At 60.2% G+C, this 17029-nt stretch carries 16 protein-coding genes; 8 read left to right on the top strand and 8 right to left on the bottom strand.

Annotation, left to right across the window (positions count from 1 at the left end; translation table 11 throughout):
• Positions 1-146: 146 nt before the first annotated feature.
• A complete protein-coding gene (locus tag E3Z29_RS14475; protein ID WP_041067362.1) occupies positions 147-635 on the top strand; it encodes a GFA family protein in 489 nt (162 codons plus the stop codon).
• Between the two features lie 118 nt (positions 636-753).
• On the opposite strand, the gene E3Z29_RS14470 is transcribed toward E3Z29_RS14475, so the two are convergent.
• The 3 genes from E3Z29_RS14470 to E3Z29_RS14460 form a co-directional block, all read right to left on the bottom strand.
• Positions 754-2040 (bottom strand): ATP-binding protein, encoded by a 1287-nt coding sequence (locus E3Z29_RS14470; RefSeq protein WP_134786087.1) that lies wholly within the window; start codon positions 2038-2040, stop codon positions 754-756.
• Positions 2041-2748 (bottom strand): response regulator, encoded by a 708-nt coding sequence (locus E3Z29_RS14465; protein ID WP_027613172.1) that lies wholly within the window; start codon positions 2746-2748, stop codon positions 2041-2043. It lies immediately after the preceding gene.
• A gap of 147 nt (positions 2749-2895) precedes the next feature.
• Complete coding sequence (locus E3Z29_RS14460; RefSeq protein WP_007965776.1) at positions 2896-3504, bottom strand: tRNA-(ms[2]io[6]A)-hydroxylase; 609 nt, start codon at positions 3502-3504, stop codon at positions 2896-2898.
• Positions 3505-3663: 159 nt separating this feature from the next.
• Here E3Z29_RS14460 and E3Z29_RS14455 point away from each other — a divergent pair, with 159 nt between their 5' ends.
• Entirely contained in the window at positions 3664-4527 is an 864-nt protein-coding gene (locus tag E3Z29_RS14455; RefSeq protein WP_098968255.1) for a universal stress protein, read from the top strand.
• A 101-nt stretch (positions 4528-4628) separates the two neighbouring features.
• Here E3Z29_RS14455 and E3Z29_RS14450 read toward each other — a convergent pair whose 3' ends face one another.
• On the bottom strand, positions 4629-5099 hold the full coding sequence (locus E3Z29_RS14450) for a DUF1289 domain-containing protein (protein ID WP_134786086.1): 471 nt from the start codon (positions 5097-5099) through the stop codon (positions 4629-4631).
• A gap of 467 nt (positions 5100-5566) precedes the next feature.
• Between E3Z29_RS14450 and acnB the strand changes: the two genes are divergently transcribed.
• Entirely contained in the window at positions 5567-8176 is a 2610-nt protein-coding gene (gene acnB, locus E3Z29_RS14445) for a bifunctional aconitate hydratase 2/2-methylisocitrate dehydratase (protein ID WP_134787568.1), read from the top strand.
• A gap of 169 nt (positions 8177-8345) precedes the next feature.
• Here the strand turns inward: acnB and E3Z29_RS14435 are convergent, their stop codons facing one another.
• The 4 genes from E3Z29_RS14435 to E3Z29_RS29800 all read right to left on the bottom strand — a co-directional run bounded on the left by E3Z29_RS14435 (position 8346) and on the right by E3Z29_RS29800 (position 12206).
• Positions 8346-9992, bottom strand: a complete 1647-nt coding sequence (locus E3Z29_RS14435) for a SulP family inorganic anion transporter (RefSeq protein ID WP_134786085.1) — start codon at positions 9990-9992, stop codon at positions 8346-8348.
• A gap of 80 nt (positions 9993-10072) precedes the next feature.
• Entirely contained in the window at positions 10073-11353 is a 1281-nt protein-coding gene (locus E3Z29_RS14430) for an HAAAP family serine/threonine permease (protein WP_027613177.1), read from the bottom strand.
• A 252-nt stretch (positions 11354-11605) separates the two neighbouring features.
• A complete protein-coding gene (locus tag E3Z29_RS29405) occupies positions 11606-11776 on the bottom strand; it encodes a hypothetical protein (RefSeq protein ID WP_167734122.1) in 171 nt (56 codons plus the stop codon).
• 49 nt (positions 11777-11825) lie between these two features.
• Positions 11826-12206 carry a hypothetical protein gene (locus E3Z29_RS29800; protein ID WP_305955837.1) on the bottom strand — a complete coding sequence of 127 codons (381 nt, stop codon included), beginning with the start codon at positions 12204-12206 and terminating at the stop codon, positions 11826-11828.
• 44 nt (positions 12207-12250) lie between these two features.
• Between E3Z29_RS29800 and E3Z29_RS14420 the strand changes: the two genes are divergently transcribed.
• The 5 genes from E3Z29_RS14420 to E3Z29_RS14400 all read left to right on the top strand — a co-directional run bounded on the left by E3Z29_RS14420 (position 12251) and on the right by E3Z29_RS14400 (position 16488).
• Positions 12251-12634, top strand: coding sequence for a tautomerase family protein (locus tag E3Z29_RS14420; RefSeq protein ID WP_134786084.1), 384 nt, complete (start codon positions 12251-12253; stop codon positions 12632-12634).
• Positions 12635-12841: 207 nt separating this feature from the next.
• Positions 12842-13366, top strand: a complete 525-nt coding sequence (locus tag E3Z29_RS14415) for a cysteine hydrolase family protein (RefSeq protein ID WP_134786083.1) — start codon at positions 12842-12844, stop codon at positions 13364-13366.
• Between the two features lie 139 nt (positions 13367-13505).
• On the top strand, positions 13506-14474 hold the full coding sequence (locus tag E3Z29_RS14410; RefSeq protein WP_134786082.1) for a 2-hydroxyacid dehydrogenase: 969 nt from the start codon (positions 13506-13508) through the stop codon (positions 14472-14474).
• Between the two features lie 156 nt (positions 14475-14630).
• A complete protein-coding gene (locus tag E3Z29_RS14405) occupies positions 14631-15698 on the top strand; it encodes a phosphotransferase family protein (RefSeq protein WP_098968248.1) in 1068 nt (355 codons plus the stop codon).
• A gap of 22 nt (positions 15699-15720) precedes the next feature.
• A complete protein-coding gene (locus E3Z29_RS14400) occupies positions 15721-16488 on the top strand; it encodes an SDR family oxidoreductase (protein ID WP_007965755.1) in 768 nt (255 codons plus the stop codon).
• Positions 16489-17029 lie beyond the last annotated feature (541 nt).

The raw sequence follows: 17029 nt of genomic DNA, 5'->3' as shown, positions 1-17029 counted from the left end.
CGTTATCGTTCTTCGCGAGCAAGCCCGCTCCCACACTTTGAAATGCGTTCCCCTGTGGGAGCGGGCTTGCTCGCGAAGGCGTCAACATGATCACCACAAATCTTCTAGGCTCAACCGCACCCACTTCAGCCAACCGGAGGCCCAACATGCACCTCGAAGGCTCCTGCCATTGCGGCGCCGTCACTTTCAGCCTGACCAGCGCCCATCCCTACCCCTATCAACGCTGCTACTGCTCGATCTGCCGCAAGACTCAAGGCGGTGGCGGCTATGCGATCAACCTCGGTGGCGATGCGGCCAGCCTCAAGGTTCAGGGGCGCAAGCACATCAGCATCTACCACGCGAAGATGAAGGAAGCAGGTGAAAAACGTGCCCATCGCAGCACCGCCGAGCGGCATTTCTGCTCACAGTGCGGCAGCGGCTTGTGGCTGTTCAGCCCGGAATGGCCGGAGTTGATTCATCCATTCGCCTCGGCCATCGATACGCCACTGCCGGTGCCGCCGCAGCACACGCATTTGATGCTGGGGTCGAAGGCGCCCTGGGTCGAGGTGGATGCGAAACCCAAGGACAAGCAGTTTGCGGTGTATCCCGAGGAGTCGATTGCGCAGTGGCATGAGCGGTTGGGATTGGTCAAATGAGCAGGGGGTTGTGTTGTGATTGATGGCCCTATCGCGAGCAGGCTCACTCCTACAAGGGAATGCATTCCAAATGTAGGAGTGAGCCTGCTCGCGATAGGGCCCAACCTGTCTACACAAATCAGTCCAGATGCGCCCAGGTCATCCGGAACGACGCCCCACCCCACACTGATTCCCCGACCTCGACCTGCCCGCCATGAGACTGCGACACCCGCCGCACCAGCGCCAGACCCAGGCCGAAACCGCCGGTACGACGGTCGCGACTGGCATCCAGCCGCGAGAACGGCTCGAAGATTTTCTCCCGACCTTCCACCGGCACACCCGGGCCGTCGTCGTTGACCCGCACTTCGTAGTAATCGCCGCTGCGCACCAGCGTCACCTCGACACGGCGCTCGGCATAACGAATGGCGTTGCGCAGCAGATTGATCACTGCGCGCGCCATGAAGCGCGGCTCGATGCGTACGGTGTCGAGCAGGCAATCACCAATCAGCAACTGCACCCCCGCCGCTTCCGCCTCCAGCGCCACGCTGCCGACCACGCTGTCGAGCCAGTTGGCCGCTTGAATGTTTTCGCACTTGATCACCGTCGCGCCGCGCTCGAGGCTGGCGTAGGTCAGCAGCTCGGAGACCATTTCTTCCAGCTCGCCAAGGTCGGCGTACATGTCGGCGATCAGTTCGCGGTTCTGGCTGGCGTCCGGCTGTTGCTTGAGCTGGTCGAGTTCGAACGACAATCGCGCAATCGGCGTGCGCAGTTCGTGGGACACCGCGTTGGTCAGCTCACGCTGATTGGCGATCAAACTCTCGATGCGCGCCGCCATCAGGTTGAAGTGTTCAGCCAGATCGCGAATGTTCGAGCGCTTGGACAGTTGAATGCGCACCGACAGGTCGTTGTCGCCAAAGCGCTCGGCGGCCAGACGCAGTTTTTCCAGATCGCGCCAGTGCGGACGCACCCAGAAAACCAACACACAGCCGATCAGCACGGCGATCATCAAGTAGGCACCGGCAATGTAGAACGGCATCAGGCTGGGTTCGGCGGGCAAGCGAATGCTGAGCAGTTGCGAGCCGCCGTCGATGGCTGAAATGTATTGGGTGTATTTGTCGCGGATCACCAGCAAGCCTTGAGCAAGCTCGGCTTTTTCCTCGTCGCTGAGCGCCAGTTGATCGGCGTCGACCAAGGTCAACCCCAGGCCATAGTGCGGGCGCAGGGCCTGCAATTGTTTTTCACGGGCCGGGCTGTCGAGGTTGCGCAGCAACTCCCCCAGCGTCCAGGCCTGACCACGCACCGCCTCGCGGTTGTAGTCCTGCATCTGATAGTCGAGCAAGGCATCGAACGTACGCTCGACAGTTTGCAGGGCCAGGACCAGGCCCACCGTCATCACCAGAAACAGCCCGAGGAATAACCGCAGCATCTACAGCTCCCACGCGAACGGATTGAACAGATACCCCTTGCCCCACACGGTCTTGATGCACACCGGTTCGCGTGGGTTGTCCTTGAGTTTGTTGCGCAACTTGCTGATGTACACGTCGACGCTGCGGTTGAGCCCGTCAAAAGCGATACCGCGCATGCGATTGAGGATGTCATCGCGGGACAGGGTCTTGCCGGCGGCGCTGGCCAGCAACCACAGCAGCTCGAATTCCATGGTGGTCATTTCGATGATCTCGCCGGCCAGACGCACTTCGCGACAGCTGCGATCGATGCTCAAGCGCCCGAACTCCAGCGCACTGACCACGCCAGCTTCCGGCATCTGCCGCCGCTGCAAGGCGCGCAGCCGAGCGAGCAGTACCGGCGGTTTGATCGGTTTGATCACGTAGTCGTCGGCGCCGGATTCCAGGCCGAGAATATGGTCGAGGTCGTCTTCCTTGGCGGTAAGGATGACAATTGGCGTGTCCGACACGCTGCGGATTTCCCGGCACACGTGCAGGCCGCTCTGCCCCGGCAGCATCAGGTCGAGCACCACCACTTTGGGCTGGAACTCGAGAAACGCGGCCACTGCCAGATCACCGCGATGCACCGCGCGCACCTCGTAGCCATGTTGTTCGAGAAAGTGCGCAATCAACGTGGCCAGACGCTCATCGTCTTCGACCAGCAGGACTTTGCCAAAACCCAGGTTATCCATAACGACCGTCTGCCAACCCATGTGTGAAGTGGGCGACAGTATGGCGGGATTCGTCGGCGAGGCGTTGTTTCGGGCAGCAAAAACCGGCCGCAGGGGCCGGTTTTCGGTGATATTTCATACTCTTAAGAGTTTTTAACAGTTTGTGTTTCAGGCCGCGGCCGGCACACCACTGTGAAAGCGGAATTCTTCATCCGGCGACTCGATCAGCTCCTGCTCGGCCGCACGCACCTTGTCGATCACCTGAGCGATGTCCTTCGCGTCGCCGTACTGGTAAGCCAGTTTCAGATAACCCTGGAAGTGCCGCGCCTCGCTTTTCAGCAGGCCGAAATAGAACTTGCCGAGTTCTTCGTCCAGATGCGGCACCAGCGCTTCGAAACGCTCGCAACTGCGCGCTTCGATAAATGCGCCGACCACCAGGGTATCCACCAGTTTCACCGGCTCATGGCTGCGCACCACTTTGCGCAGGCCCGAGGCGTAGCGCCCGGCGTGCAACTGGCGCAGCTCGATCTTGCGGCGTTTCATGATGCGCATGACTTGTTCGTGGTGCACCAGCTCTTCCCGGGCCAGACGCGACATCATGTTGATCAGGTCGACGTGGGAATGGTACTTGGCAATCAGGCTCAACGCGGTACTGGCGGCCTTGAACTCGCAGTTCTTGTGGTCGATCAGCAGGGTTTCCTGATCGGCCAGTGCCGCCTGGACCCAGGCGTCGGGCGTGCGGCAGCCAAGGAATTCGTGGATTTCGGGAAGGATCATGGGGCTCACGGTAAAAGGTGTACGAGCAAAGGCCGCCGATTATACCGGCCTGCCCGCAGACCACCAGTCGCAGGCGTTGATATGTATCAAGTCGCAGGCGCATGAGCAGCAACTATAGTTGTGCAACGCCGTGCCTTTTCTTTGCTGGAGACTCCGCTCATGCAAGCCATTCGCAGCATTCTGGTGGTCATCGAACCCGAACATTCGGAAAGCCTGGCGCTCAAGCGCGCCAAGTTGATCGCCGGCGTGACCCAGGCCCATCTGCACCTGCTGGTGTGCGACCGCAAGCACGACCACGCCGGCATGCTCGGCGTGCTCAAAGCCGCGCTGCTGGCGGATGGCTACAGCGCGACCACCGAACAGGCGTGGAACGAGAGCCTGCATGAAACCATCATCGATGTGCAGCAGGCCGAAGGCTGCGGGCTGGTGGTCAAGCAGCACTATCCCGACAGTGCGCTGAAAAAGGCCCTGCTGACGCCGGCGGACTGGAAACTGCTGCGGCACTGCCCGACCCCGGTGCTATTGGTAAAAACATCCACTTCCTGGAAAGACCGGGTGATTCTTGCGGCCGTGGACGTGGGCAATGCCGATGGCGAACACCGGCATTTGCACACCACGATCATTGATCACGGCTACGACATTGCCAGCCTCGCCAAGGCGCATCTGCATGTGATCACGGCGCATCCGTCACCCATGCTCTCGGCAGCGGATCCGACCTTTCAACTCAAGGAAACCATCGAGGCGAAATACCGCGAACAGTGCAAGGCGTTTCAGGCCGAGTTCGATGTGGACGACGAACACCTGCACATCGAGGAAGGCCCGGCGGATGTGCTGATTCCGTTCATGGCGCACAAGCTGCAGGCGGCAGTGACCGTGATCGGCACCGTGGCGCGCACCGGGTTGTCGGGCGCACTGATCGGCAATACCGCCGAAGTGGTGCTGGATGCGCTGGAAAGCGACGTGCTGGTGCTCAAGCCGCAGGAGGTTGAGGATCATCTGGTGGAGTTGGCGGTGAAGCATTAAGGACTGCGGCGTTTGAAAGTCAGTCTTCGCGAGCAAGCCCGCTCCCACATTTGGAATGCAATCTCCTGTGGGAGCGGGCTTGCTCGCGAAGCTTTTGATCTTCAGGCGCCAAAGACGTCCTTGAGGAAGCCCGGGGCGATGTAGCGCTGATAATGCGCTTCCGACAGCAGGAAAAATTCCCGATCAATGGCATCGCGCAACGCCGGCAGGTTCCAGTCGCGGAACTCCGGCAACAACACCATCCCGTAGGCTTCCAGATTAATGATCACCCGCGCCCCGCGCGCAATCAGCTGATAGGCCCAGCAATATTCCGACTGATGCGGCACGAAGCGGATCTTGCGCTGTTCCAGCTGCTGGCGCAGGCGCGCCGGATCGAAGATCTCGACCTTGCTCGCCATCACTTGTGACAGCAATTGCTCCAGACGCAACCACACCGCACGCTTTTCCTCCTCGCCGTAACCATTCCAGTGGATCACTTCGTGGTGGAAACGCTTGCAGCCACGGCACACCAGATCTCCGTAAACAGTGGAGCAGAGGCCGACGCAGGGGGTCTTGATGGTCTGATTGGGCATAAATTGGCAAAACACTGAAACGCGGAACAGGCCGGCATGTTAGCCCTTTGTCGGGCATTGATCACCCCTCAAACGTCAGGGGCAAGCGCTGGCTCGCGGTTTGCCTCGCCCGCGCACAACGCCACCAAAGTCCAATAGAGCGCGACTTACCTTTAAATTTTTTTTGCCGTAGAATCAGCCAGCCTTTTAAGGCGCCAATGTCCGTTAGAAGCTGTTTTCAAAGCGTCACGAGCACAGTCGTTCCTTCAGAGCGGTGTTGGCGAAGGGTTTTTCCAGCGGGGAAAAGCCCAACGCCAACCCTCATCAGCTCCCCGTTCTGCAGGCGTAAAACTTTGAAAGCAGCTTCTGTAAGGAATTGCCGGTAATTCTGGCCAAACGACCCACAACGTCGTGCGGTGCATGAGTACGGCAATTTCGGGATGAGCGTCCCGGACACCCATTTGGGACCACTGATGAGGGTAATAACTGTGCTTGAAGCCTACCGCAAACATATCGAAGAGCGTGCAGCCCTGGGTATCGTTCCCCAGCCGCTTAACGCCGAACAAACTGCAGGCCTGGTCGAGCTGCTGAAGAATCCTCCGGCTGGCGAAGAAGCTTTCCTCGTTGACCTGATCACCAATCGCGTACCACCAGGAGTGGACGAAGCCGCTTACGTCAAAGCCGGTTTCCTGTCGGCCCTGGCCAAAGGCGAAGTCACCTCCCCTCTGCTGGACAAGAAGCGCGCTGTAGAACTGCTCGGCACCATGCAGGGCGGCTACAACATCGTGACTCTGGTTGAACTGCTGGACAACGCCGAGCTGGCGCCAGTGGCTGCCGAAGAACTCAAGCACACCCTGCTGATGTTCGATGCCTTCCACGACGTGGCTGAAAAAGCCAAGAACGGCAACGTTCACGCCAAGGCCGTGCTGCAATCCTGGGCTGACGGCGAGTGGTTCAAGAAACGCCCTGTCCTGGCCGACAAGATCAGCCTGCGCGTATTCAAGGTCACCGGCGAAACCAACACCGACGACCTGTCCCCGGCACCAGACGCCTGGTCGCGTCCTGACATCCCGCTGCACGCCCTGGCCATGCTGAAAATGGCCCGTGACGGCATCGTTCCGGACGAGCAAGGCAAGACCGGCCCGATGAAGCAGATCGAAGAAATGCGCGGTCAAGGCTTCCCGATCGCCTACGTCGGTGACGTGGTCGGTACCGGTTCCTCGCGTAAATCGGCAACCAACTCGGTGCTGTGGTTCTTCGGCGACGACATCCCTTACGTGCCGAACAAGCGCGCTGGCGGTTTCTGCTTCGGCAGCAAAATCGCTCCGATCTTCTACAACACCATGGAAGATGCCGGCGCACTGCCAATCGAGTTCGACGTGTCGAACATGAACATGGGCGACGTGATCGACCTGTACCCGCACGCTGGCAAAGTTTGCAAGCACGGTACCGACGAAGTCATCACCACCTTCGAAATGAAGACCCCTGTGCTGCTGGACGAAGTCCGTGCCGGCGGTCGTATTCCGCTGATCATCGGCCGTGGCCTGACCGAAAAGGCTCGCGCCGAACTGGGTCTGCCGGCATTCGATCTGTTCAAGAAGCCTGAAGCACCGGCTGAAAGCACCAAGGGCTTCACCCTGGCGCAGAAAATGGTCGGCAAGGCGTGCGGTCTGGCAGAAGGCCAAGGCGTTCGTCCTGGCACCTACTGCGAACCGAAAATGACCACCGTGGGCTCTCAGGACACCACCGGTCCGATGACCCGTGACGAACTGAAAGACCTGGCGTGCCTGGGCTTCTCCGCTGACCTGGTGATGCAGTCCTTCTGCCACACCGCGGCGTATCCGAAGCCGATCGACGTGACCACCCACCACACCCTGCCTGACTTCATCATGACCCGCGGCGGCGTTTCCCTGCGTCCGGGCGATGGCATCATCCACTCGTGGCTGAACCGCATGCTGCTGCCGGACACCGTAGGTACCGGTGGTGACTCGCACACCCGTTTCCCGATGGGCATCTCGTTCCCGGCCGGTTCCGGTCTGGTCGCGTTCGCCGCTGCCACCGGTGTCATGCCGCTGGACATGCCGGAATCGATCCTGGTGCGCTTCAAAGGCAAAATGAAACCTGGCATCACCCTGCGTGACCTGGTTCATGCCATTCCTTACTTCGCCATCCAGAACGGTCTGCTGACCGTCGAGAAGAAAGGCAAGAAAAACGCCTTCTCCGGCCGCATCCTGGAGATCGAAGGCCTGGAAGGTCTGACCCTGGAGCAGGCGTTCGAACTGTCCGACGCCTCGGCCGAACGTTCGGCTGCCGGTTGCACCATCAAGCTGTCGAAAGAGTCGATCACCGAGTACCTGCAGTCCAACATCACCCTGCTGCGCTGGATGATCGGCGAAGGCTACGGCGATGCACGCACCCTGGAACGTCGCGCGCAAGCGATGGAAGCCTGGATTGCCAACCCTGAGCTGATGGAAGCCGATGCCGACGCCGAATACGCCGAAGTCATCGAAATCGATCTGGCCGACATCAGCGAGCCGGTACTGTGCGCGCCGAACGATCCGGACGACGCCCGTCTGCTGTCCAGCGTGGCTGGCGAGAAGATCGACGAAGTGTTCATCGGTTCGTGCATGACCAACATCGGTCACTTCCGCGCTGCCGGTAAACTGCTGGATCAGGTCAAAGGTCAGCTGCCAACCCGTCTGTGGCTGTCGCCGCCGACCAAGATGGACGCTCACCAACTGACCGAAGAAGGCTACTACGGCATCTACGGCAAGGCCGGCGCACGCATGGAAATGCCAGGCTGCTCGCTGTGCATGGGTAACCAGGCACGCGTTGAGCCGAACAGCACCGTGGTCTCGACTTCGACCCGTAACTTCCCGAACCGTCTGGGCGACGGCGCGAACGTCTACCTGGCTTCGGCCGAGCTGGCGTCCGTGGCTTCGATCCTGGGTCGCCTGCCGACCGTCGAGGAGTACATGGAATACGCTGGCAAGATCGACAGCATGGCGGCCGATGTCTACCGCTACCTGTCCTTCGACCAGATCGCCGAGTTCCGTGAAGCTGCTGCGAACGCCAAGATTCCGGTCGTTCAAGCCTAACGTTACAAAGCAATAGAAAACGCCGCCCATCGTGAGATGCGCGGCGTTTTTTTATGCCTTGGAATACCGTCCCCTGTAGGAGTGAGCCTGCTCGCGATAGCGGTGTGTCAGATACATTTGTATCGACTGACACACCGCTATCGCGAGCAGGCTCACTCCTACAGGGGGGTTAAGTGTTGAGTTTGAGGGCTTGCCGGACCGCGCCATCAACGCTCAGCCCGCTAAGCGTCACGCCATTTGCTTGCACTTCAGGCAACACCTCCAGCACCGCCAGCGCCTCATGCTTGAGTCGCGCCAGAATCAGGCGCTTGCCCTCCTGATGCACCCGTAGGAAGAACTCCTGGATCGCCTCGATGCTGGTGCCGTCCAGATCCGGGGTTTCCTCCAGACTGAGAATCACCGTGTGCAGCGCCACGTCCGAATGACGAATCAAGTGCAAAGCTGCACCAAGAACTCGCTCGACGTTAGCAAAGAACAACGCCTCACTGGGCCGCACAATCAGCACTCCCGGCTCAGTCACCGCCGTTGGGTGACGCTGCAGATCGACAAAATCATGCCCGCCGTCGATCCGACCGAGCACCTGAATGTCCGCCGCCGACATCTGTTTGAGCATCAGCAACACGCTGATGGCCACCGACACCAGCAAGCCGTCGAGAATGCCCAGCACCAACACCGCCCCCACCGCGCACAACACCAGCACCCGATCCCGGCGCCAGACGAAATAGCGCCCCAGCGGCTGCAGACTCAAGCCCCGCGCCAGCGCATGAACCACGATGGCCGCCAGAATCGGCTCCGGTGTCAGGGCGATCCACGGCAGCACCGTCAGCACGATCACCAGCACCACCAGCGCCGCCACCCCACCGGCCCAGCGAGAAGTCGCGCCAGCGGCCTCGTTCGCCGACGTTGCCGAATACCCGGCCCCCGCCGGCATGCCATGGAACAATCCGGACAACAAGTTCGCTGCGCCGAGCGCCAGCAGATCGCGGTTGGAGGTCACACGATCACCGTGCTTGAGGGCGAACGAACTGATCGAGCCGTACGACTCGGCGTACAGAATCATCACCAGCGCAAACCCCACCTCCCCCAGCCGCAGCCAGTCGGCAAACGGCAGCACCGGCAGGCTTGGCACCTCCAGGCTCAGGTCGATCAAGCCAATCATGTTCACGCCATACGCCGGAAGGTTCAGCCATTGCCCGGCCACAATGCCGATCACCACCACCAGCAAACCGCCAGGCACCCGTGGAAAACGCGAGAACAGTCCCAACAGCACCAGCGCCACCGCTGCGACAGCCGCCGCCGACCAGTTCCATTGCGGCAGTTGTTCGAGCAGTTGCGGGGCGAAGCGCACCAGATTGGCATCGGTCAGATGCACACCGACCACACTGGCGACCTGCTTGAGGATGATGGTCAGCGCGAGGCCGAAGGCGAAGCCGCGCAGCACCGGTTTGGCGATAAACGCAGTGACGCTGCCGAAACGAAAGATCCCCGCCAGCAAGAACAGCCCACCGGTGACCAGCACCAACCCGACCGCCAGCGTCGCGCGTAGCTGCGGGTCGCCATTGGCCATGGTCGCGGTGGCCGCCGCCAGCACCGCCGCTGACGAAGACGTGGCCGAGACAATGGCAAAGCGGCTGGTGCCAAACAACCCATAGCACAGCAACCCGGCAAACAGCGCAATCACCCCGGCCTGGGGCGCCAGTGCGGCGATGGTCGAATAGGCGACCGCTTCGGGTAATAGCAGACCGGCAATCGACAGACCGGCGAGGATATCCTGCCAGCGATTGGGTGGCTCTACAGATTGGGGCGCGCTCGACAATCCACTGTCTCCAGACGAAAAAAAGCCGCTGTGCGTATCACGCACAGCGGCCACTGTAGCTGAGTCTCTGGCGCTTTGGCTTACGCCGTCAGCGAATAAATCACCGCCGAAATGGCCACCAGACCGACCAGGGTAACGAATACGTTCGACGCCTGACCGCGATAGCGCGCCATCGCCGGTACTTTACGAATCGCGTACATCGGCATCAGGAACAGGATCGCCGCAATCACCGGACCGCCGACGGCCTCGATCATCCCGAGAATGCTCGGGTTCAGGGTTGCAACGATCCAGCACACCACCAGCATGAACGCCGCGACTATGCGATCCAGCGCTTTGGCGCCCGGACGCTTGCCGCTCTTGACGATCAGGCCCTTGAGGCCTTCGCTGGCACCGATGTAGTGGCCGAGAAACGACTTGGAAATCGCCACAAAGGCAATCAACGGCGCCGCGAAGGCGATGGCCGGGTTGCTGAAGTGGTTGGCCAGGTACGACAGGATCGACAGATTCTGCGCCTTGGCTTCGGCCAGTTGTTCCGGCGACAGGGTCAGCACGCAACTGAAGACGAAGAACAGCACCATCACCACCATCAGCAGGTGGGCGCGGCAGAGGATCTGCGAGCTGCGCTGCTCCGCATTGGCACCGTAACGACGCTTCTGGTCCACCGCGAAGGCCGAGATGATCGGCGAGTGGTTGAACGAGAACACCATCACCGGAATCGCCAGCCACAGTGTGTGCAGCAGTGCCGACGGTGCCGGCACTTGCGAAGCGGTGGTGAGAATGCCGCCATTCCAGTGCGGAATCAGGTACACCGCGAGGAACAGCAACGCGACGATGAACGGATACACCATCAGGCTCATCGCCTTGACGATCGCCTGCTCGCCGCAACGCACCACGGCCAGCAGGCCGAGGATCAGCACGAACGACAGCAGCGCGCGCGGTGGCGGGGTGATGTGCAGTTGGTGTTCGAGGAAGCTGGCGACCGTGTTGGTCAGGCCGACGCTGTAGATCAGCAGGATCGGGAAGATGGCGAAGAAGTACAGCAGGGTGATCAGCGCGCCGGCCTTGATGCCGAAATGCTGCTCGACCACCTCGGTGATGTCGGCGCCTTCGCGACCGGAGAGCACGAAGCGGGTCAGGCCGCGGTGAGCGAAGAATGTCATCGGGAAGGCCAGCAGCGCGAGGATCACCAGCGGCCAGAAGCCACCCAGACCCGCGTTGATCGGCAAAAACAGGGTACCGGCGCCAATGGCCGTCCCGAACAGTCCCAACATCCACGTGGTGTCATGGCGATTCCAGCTCGACAGTTCAGCTGGTGCTGCCGCTTCATAGCGTGCGTCGACGCTATTGGCCTGATCATTCATCCGGTCGGATCTCCGCATTCCGGTCACTTGCCACTCGGTCAGGACGCGTCGGAAAAAACCGACAGACATGCTCCGGCCGAAACAGGGGCGCGATTCTCCGCGATAAATGAGCAGAAGCAAAGACTTAGCTGAGGAATGGTTGTACGGAGCAGATCAGCGGGTTGTCGTTTTCGGGAAAATGGCTGTCGGCTCCGGATACGTGAGATGTCGTTTTCCGGCAAGTTTCAATGTAATACGAGCGGGAAGACTTGATCAGATTGATCGAGCCAGCATGAATCCGAGTGACATGCAAAACAGGCCGAACACCAGCATTCCCCAGATTGGGTACATATCGCCCTTGTTTTTAATGCGCATTTTTTCAACGTCCTCATCGTATTCTCGATCTGCCCGTTCAATCATGGCCTGACGGTCAAATGTACTCATGGTGATTTCCTTTTTTAGAGAGGGGTCTGAATGGTACAAACGCAAACACTTAAACCTTGAGTGAAAGTCCTACTACGGCTGCTGTTGCGGTCAACACCCCAGTGACTACCGCAAACGGATAAAAATACGTATCCCACCTCAACTTCTTTTCTTCCGCTATAAGCTTTTTTCTCTCGGCCGCCAGTTTCCGTATTTCACTCATTATCCTTTCGAGTTCCAGGTGTTCTCGATTGTTTTGAAGCATTTGCCTTCCTTGGCTGTTGGTAGTCACTGCCCAAGCTACTTTGTGCCTCCATGATTTCGCGTTCATCACCATTCCGGTAGCAGACGCATCCGCCAAATTCGTAGGCAAAATCCGCGAAAAACGTAGGTAGCCTCGTACAAAAACAGCGGCGAGCTCATCACCCCACACTTTCAATCTGGCCGACATGTTCTAGCGTGAGATCAGTCCCCTGCCTCACGGAGTCTCTGCCCATGCCCCTCGTCCGCGTCGAAATCAAAAAACACTCTGACCCCACCTTCGCCAAACGCATCGGCGAGCAGATCTACGCCGCCATGCGCAGCACCATCAACGTGCCGGAGCACGACAACTTCCAGATCCTCAACGAGCACGACGGCGAGCATTTCATCTTCGACCCGCAGTACCTGGGCATCCAGCGCAGCGATCGGTTGGTGATCATCCAGATCACCCTCAATGAAGGCCGGACGCTGGAGCAGAAAAAAGCCCTGTACCAGACCATCGCGCACAACCTGAACACCCAACTGGGCATCCGCCTGGAAGACGTGTTCATCAATCTGGTGGAAGTCAAAAAGGAGAATTGGTCGTTCGGCAACGGCATCGCTCAATACGCCAGTTGACAGCCCTTCGCCGCCGCCAGCATGATCGGCGGCATGAACCTTCGCCCGCTGCACCTCACCCGTACCACCACGACCGCCACCGGCGGGTCGTGGTGTTGCTGCCTGAGGTGAATCCAGCGCAGTGAACCCAAGGCCCCGCCAGCAATGGACGGGGCCTTGTTGTTTCTCCCGTCCGTGCGGCTTTTGCAGCCCTCAAGGAGAAACATCATGTCCGCAGCATTGTTGATCATCGATATGCAGGTCGGTCTGTTCCATGGCCCGGAAAAACCCCATGACGGGGAGCGCGTGCTCGCCAACATCCAGCAGCTGATCCGCCAGGCACGCCAGCAACACGTGCCGATCTACGCCGTACGCCACACCGGCCCGACAGGTTCGCCGATTGCCGCCGGCAGCCCCTTCTGGCAATTGCTGCCGGAACTTGACCTGAATGCCGAGTCCGACCACGTGTTCGACAAGTCCCGACCCAACGCCTTCCATGGCACCGATCTGGCGCAGCAGCTCAACGCTAATCAGATCGACGACCTTTACCTGGTCGGCATGAAAACCCAGTTCTGCATCGACGCCACCTGCCGTGTCGCTGCGGATCTTGGCTTCAAGCCGTTGCTGGTGGCCGACGCCCACACTTGCATGGACACCCCCGCATTACCCGCCCACATCATCATCGAGCACCATAACGCCACCCTCGGCGGAGCATTTGCACGGCTGATCAACAGCGCCGACGTGAGCTTCTGACGAAGCGTCCGCGCGCTCCCCGTTTCAGCTCCTACACTGGCTGAAGCGGGGCTGCGGCCACCATTGCCAAACCGCTCTGGAATCAGCACTCTGACAAGACTTTCGCGACCACACCGTCATAGATCACAGGAGCCGCGCAATGCCCGCCACCGTTCTGGTACTGGTTGAAACCATCAATGACTATTTGCCGATTCTCGAGCATCAGGGCTTTCATCTGATCCTCGCACCAACCCCTGCCGAACGTGCGCAAGCCATCGCCAGCCACGGCGCACGGATCGACGCGGTGCTGACCCGTGGCCCGCTGGGACTGACCGCTGAGGAAATCGCCGCCCTGCCGGCGCTGAAAATCATCACCGTGATCGGCGCCGGTTATGAACACGTTGACCTGCAGGCTGCCAGCGATCGCGGGATCACCGTGACCAATGGTGCCGGGGTCAACGCCTCGTCGGTGGCCGATCATGCGATGGCGATGCTGTTGGCGCTGGTGCGCGACATTCCGCGCTGCGACGCGGCGGTGCGCCGGGGTGAATGGCCGAAGATCATGCGCCCGTCGCTGGCCAATAAACGCCTGGGCATTCTCGGCCTGGGCGCGGTGGGCATGCCGATTGCCAAACGTGCTCACCTCGGTTTCGACATGCAGATCAGTTACCACAACCGTCAGTTGCGCAGTGATGTGCCCTATACGTTCTGCTCGACGCCGACCGAACTGGCGCGGGCCTCGGACTTTCTGATCGTCGCCACGCCGGGCGGGATTGGCACCCAGCATCTGGTGACTCGCCCGGTGCTCGACGCCCTTGGCCCGAACGGTTTCATCGTCAACATCGCGCGGGCCAGTGTGATCGCCACCGCTGAGCTGATCAGCGCCCTTGAGCAACGGCGGATTGCCGGCGCCGCACTGGACGTGTTCGATCACGAACCGAAGGTGCCGGATGCGCTGAAAACCCTGAGTAATGTGATTCTCACGCCACACGTCGCCGGCCTGTCACCCGAGGCCACCCAAGGCACGGTGGAACTGGTGGGAAAAAACCTCGTGGCGTTCTTCTCAGGGCAACCGGTGCTGACGCCCATCGCCCTGCCCCCCAGGCTCAACAACCAGCGCGTGCATTGAAAAGAGCCGGCAGCGCCCTGCTGCCGTACCTATTCGAAACGCTGATTATCCTGCAACACGCTAACCTATAAGACCGCTGCGCGCTTGTGGCCGCCCGAGTGCGCCATTAGATTAGCCAATGATGTCTGGCCTCCAAAATAAGCAGAAGGGATAAGCATGGCGCTTACTGACCAGTCCACCCGGATCCGCTCTGGCGAAGAACTCGATGCCAGCCTGATCGATCCATACTTGAAGGCGCACATTCCGGACCTGACCGGCACCCCGCAGATCAGCCAGTTCCCCGGCGGTGCGTCGAACCTGACTTACCTTCTGGAATACCCGCAGCAGGAGTTCGTGCTGCGCCGGCCGCCGTTCGGCCACAAGGCCAAATCCGCCCACGACATGGGCCGCGAATTCCGCATCCTCAATCAACTGCGCGACGGTTTCCCCTACTGCCCGAAAGCCTACGTGCACTGCACCGACGAGTCGGTGATCGGTGCCGAGTTCTATGTGATGGAACGGGTCAAGGGCATCATCCTGCGCTCCGACCTGCCGCCAGAACTGGGCCTCGATGCAGCGAAAACCGAAGCGCTGTGCAAGAGCTTCATCGACCGTTTCGTCGAACTGCACCGGGTTGACTACAACGCCTGCGGCCTCGGCGATCTGGGCAAGCCGGAAGGCTACGTCGCCCGCCAGATCAAGGGCTGGAGCGAGCGCTACGAAAAAGCCCTGACCCCGGACGCGCCGCACTGGGAGAAAGTCAAAGCCTGGCTCAACGACAAGATGCCGGCCGACCATCCGACCTCGAGCATCGTCCACAACGACTATCGCTTCGACAACGTGATCCTCGACCCGAACAACCCGATGCAGATCATCGGCGTGCTTGACTGGGAACTGACTACCCTCGGCGATCCGCTGATGGATCTGGGCAACACCCTCGCCTACTGGATTCAGGCCGATGATCCGGCACCGGTGCAACTGATGCGCCGCCAGCCGAGCCACGCCCCGGGCATGCTGACCCGCCGCGAATTCGTCGATTACTACGCCGAACGCTCGGGCATCCAGATCGACAATTTCGACTTCTACTACACCTACGGCCTGTTCCGTCTGGCCGGCATCGTGCAGCAGATCTACTACCGCTTCTACCACGGCCAGACCCAGGACAAACGCTTCGCGCAGTTCATTCACATGAACAAACTGCTGGAGCACATGAGCCTGCAGGTCATTGCGAAATCGAGCCTCTGACGGCCCACACCAAGGAACCTTTATGTCCAAGACTCAGTTGTTCGACCTCGACGGCAAAATCGCATTCGTCTCCGGCGCCAGCCGTGGCATCGGTGAAGCCATCGCCAAACTGCTGGCCCAGCAAGGCGCCCACGTGATCGTCTCGAGCCGCAAGCTCGAAGGCTGCCAGCACGTCGCCGACGCGATCATTGCCGCCGGCGGCAAGGCCACCGCGGTGGCCTGCCACATTGGTGAAATGGAACAGATCAGCCAGGTCTTCGCCGGGATCAAGGAACAGTTCGGTCGCCTCGATATTCTGGTGAACAACGCGGCGACCAACCCGCAGTTCTGCAACGTGCTGGACACCGATCTGGGTGCGTTCCAGAAGACTGTCGACGTGAACATCCGTGGCTACTTCTTCATGTCGGTTGAAGCCGGCAAGCTGATGCGCGAGAACGGTGGCGGCAGCATCATCAACGTCGCCTCGATCAACGGGATTTCACCGGGCGTGTTCCAAGGCATCTACTCGGTGACCAAGGCCGCCGTGATCAACATGACCAAAGTCTTCGCCAAGGAATGCGCGCAATTCGGCATCCGCTGCAACGCCTTGCTGCCGGGCCTGACCGACACCAAATTCGCTTCGGCCTTGGTGAAGAATGACGCGATCCTCAAGCAGGCACTGACGCAGATCCCGCTCAAGCGCGTGGCCGACCCGAGTGAAATGGCCGGGGCGGTGCTGTATCTGGCAAGTGATGCATCGAGCTACACCACCGGGGTTTCGCTGAATGTGGACGGTGGGTTCCTGTCCTGATCTCTCTGACAACCCTGTGGGAGCGGGCTTGCTCGCGAAGTCGGAGTGTCAGGCAGCATTGCCTTGAATGACACACCGCATTCGCGAGCAAGCCCGCTCCCACAGGGGTTATCCGTAAGACAGTGACTTTGGGTAATTGCCTGACAAAGTGCACCGGCAAGCACCCCTACAGCACTACTGCGTGACACACCGGGTGGTGGTGATATGCCGAGTGACCTGCTCGTCAACATACATATCGCCCGACACCTGAGTGTTTTCCAGGGTCTGACAGGTACGCACCGGCGGTGGTGGCGGTGCAGCAGGAGGCGGTGGCGGAGGACTGGCGCAGCCGCTCAATAGCGCGACAGAGAAAGCCAGCGACAACGGCAGATACACGCGTTTCCCAGGATTATTCATAGGACGACCCGCGATGAATGGAAGAGCCACTTCCGCAATCGCGCACGAATACCGCGCATGACGGAAGACCTGACCACTCATTCTTTATAGCCGACCACCCTGTAAGCGCCAGTGAAATGGAGGGGGATAAGAGAATTGGCTGTCG

Source organism: Pseudomonas sp. S150, from assembly GCF_004526365.1.
Taxonomy (GTDB): domain Bacteria; phylum Pseudomonadota; class Gammaproteobacteria; order Pseudomonadales; family Pseudomonadaceae; genus Aquipseudomonas; species Aquipseudomonas putida_A.
The sequence above is the reverse complement of the archived record's forward strand: the minus strand, read 5'-3'. Positions and strand labels throughout refer to the sequence as shown.

Bases quoted from the DNA above. Each gene is read 5' to 3' on its own strand.
- E3Z29_RS14415 (WP_134786083.1), top strand. From the start codon at position 12,842: ATGTCCGCAGCATTGTTGATCATCGATATGCAGGTCGGTCTGTTCCAT.
- E3Z29_RS14410 (WP_134786082.1), top strand. From the start codon at position 13,506: ATGCCCGCCACCGTTCTGGTACTGGTTGAAACCATCAATGACTATTTG.
- E3Z29_RS29800 (WP_305955837.1), bottom strand. From the start codon at position 12,206: ATGTCGGCCAGATTGAAAGTGTGGGGTGATGAGCTCGCCGCTGTTTTT.
- E3Z29_RS14465 (WP_027613172.1), bottom strand. From the start codon at position 2,748: ATGGATAACCTGGGTTTTGGCAAAGTCCTGCTGGTCGAAGACGATGAG.
- E3Z29_RS14420 (WP_134786084.1), top strand. From the start codon at position 12,251: ATGCCCCTCGTCCGCGTCGAAATCAAAAAACACTCTGACCCCACCTTC.
- E3Z29_RS14460 (WP_007965776.1), bottom strand. From the start codon at position 3,504: ATGATCCTTCCCGAAATCCACGAATTCCTTGGCTGCCGCACGCCCGAC.
- E3Z29_RS14430 (WP_027613177.1), bottom strand. From the start codon at position 11,353: ATGAATGATCAGGCCAATAGCGTCGACGCACGCTATGAAGCGGCAGCA.
- E3Z29_RS14455 (WP_098968255.1), top strand. From the start codon at position 3,664: ATGCAAGCCATTCGCAGCATTCTGGTGGTCATCGAACCCGAACATTCG.
- E3Z29_RS29405 (WP_167734122.1), bottom strand. From the start codon at position 11,776: ATGAGTACATTTGACCGTCAGGCCATGATTGAACGGGCAGATCGAGAA.
- E3Z29_RS14400 (WP_007965755.1), top strand. From the start codon at position 15,721: ATGTCCAAGACTCAGTTGTTCGACCTCGACGGCAAAATCGCATTCGTC.
- E3Z29_RS14475 (WP_041067362.1), top strand. From the start codon at position 147: ATGCACCTCGAAGGCTCCTGCCATTGCGGCGCCGTCACTTTCAGCCTG.
- E3Z29_RS14405 (WP_098968248.1), top strand. From the start codon at position 14,631: ATGGCGCTTACTGACCAGTCCACCCGGATCCGCTCTGGCGAAGAACTC.
- E3Z29_RS14470 (WP_134786087.1), bottom strand. From the start codon at position 2,040: ATGCTGCGGTTATTCCTCGGGCTGTTTCTGGTGATGACGGTGGGCCTG.
- E3Z29_RS14450 (WP_134786086.1), bottom strand. From the start codon at position 5,099: ATGCCCAATCAGACCATCAAGACCCCCTGCGTCGGCCTCTGCTCCACT.